Origin of the sequence: Microcoleus sp. AT3-A2, from assembly GCF_036705685.1 — a bacterium.
Taxonomy (GTDB): Bacteria; Cyanobacteriota; Cyanobacteriia; order Cyanobacteriales; family Microcoleaceae; genus Microcoleus.
Genome location: NZ_JAUBVF010000156.1, coordinates 1 through 1,497, shown reverse-complemented (window position 1 = coordinate 1,497; position 1,497 = coordinate 1). Strand labels below are relative to the sequence as shown.

Here is a 1,497-nt window from a genome sequence, read left to right as displayed (position 1 = left end):
CTGGAGTTTAGACTAAGCACAAATTGACTCAGCCTGAGCTGAGTGGAAAAAATGGTTAATCAGCGAGAGGTTCTCAAGGTTAACTTACCAATTTTGTGGATTTTTGGAACCGACCTTTACCCTTTTTGACCACAGGATAGCGGCATCTTCGGGTGCGAGGTTTTCCCGTTTGCCATCCATCCGAGTTTCCTCGACGTTTGGGAGCAACAGTGGGAGTTCCAATCTTGATTAAAAGTGGAAGCATTGATTGTGCAACCCTTCCAGGGGTCAATTCAGACAGAGACTTTTGCCAGGGCAAACGAATTTCTCTGACGACATCTTTAGCTAACCATAATTGCCAGGTTAGTAAAGGCATCAAATCACTCCATCGAGAGCACTGTTCTGGGGTACTCAACTTCGGCACAGTCCAATGTAAGGTTTGTTTAACTAACCGATACCAATGCTCGATGGTAAAACGACGCAGATATAGTTGCCAAATTTCAGCCAGAGATGGCATTTGGATACCAACCCACACTAACCATAAAGGTTGACTATTTAATCGACCCGTTACAGTTTCTAAACGTTCGACTAAAATTAGAGTCATTGGATGTTTGGGACTGCCTCGAAAGTGCAAGTCATCCCATTTTCTTAACCGAATTTTTCCGAGTTTTGGCTCCACAGATTCCAGAGTTTGTTCGGGTTCCCACCAGCTTTGAGTGTCGTTAAGCTTAAACTGGTTCCCATGAATTCTTGGTCTTCCTTTACCACTATAAGATAGAGGTGCTGACCACAAACAACGATTAGAACGAATACGCATCACTTTATCGGCGGCGATGGCTGCGGTTGCTTTAACCAGAGGCGCACACCCATACTCACTGTCAAATAAAACAATCGGTCTATTCTGAAGATATTGGCACACTTGCGCCAATTGTTGAGCGCCTTTAACGATTGGGTTGTCCCAACTCGTAATACGTTCGTGTCTCAAGGGCAGCGCCCAACTGCCACTACTTTCAGGTATCCAGGCAATCGTACTATATCCTTGACCGATGCCGACAGGTATGCCGTGAGGTAAGGCCGTGGGTTGATGTTCATAGGTGCGTTCTTTGAGGGTAGGTGCATGGGGTCTTAACCACGCTGTATGATCGATCGCCAATACTGGACGTTCTACTTGTGACATCTGTTGGATGTACAGTTGCATCAACTTTTCTCGGTCTGGGCTACAATCTTGCAGGGCTTCGTAGACGCTTGACCATTCACGTCGAAATAAAGGACTGAGGGCAAAATCTCCTAAACATGAGACGTGGCGGGTCGTCATCGCTGCATCTACCAGCTCAAAGGTGGCATCTTTGGCATTGCCGAGGCATTCATAAGCTAGTTGACGAAATTCCTGTAATTGTTCTAACTTCATGGCAGGTAGATTTGAGATTTTTAGCTGAATACTCAATCTTCTACCCTGATGCTGTCTGTTGAAACTATCGCAGGCAGTTTTTTTTTCAAATTGCAAGTCTCCGAAAACGT

The 1,497-nt window shown here is 45.4% G+C and carries 1 protein-coding gene; it reads right to left on the bottom strand.

Going from position 1 to position 1,497, the window contains the following annotated elements:
* Positions 1-79: 79 nt before the first annotated feature.
* The coding region (locus QUB37_RS29630; RefSeq protein ID WP_333168804.1) for an NF041680 family putative transposase at positions 80-1,497 on the bottom strand (1,418 nt) is incomplete at its 5' end.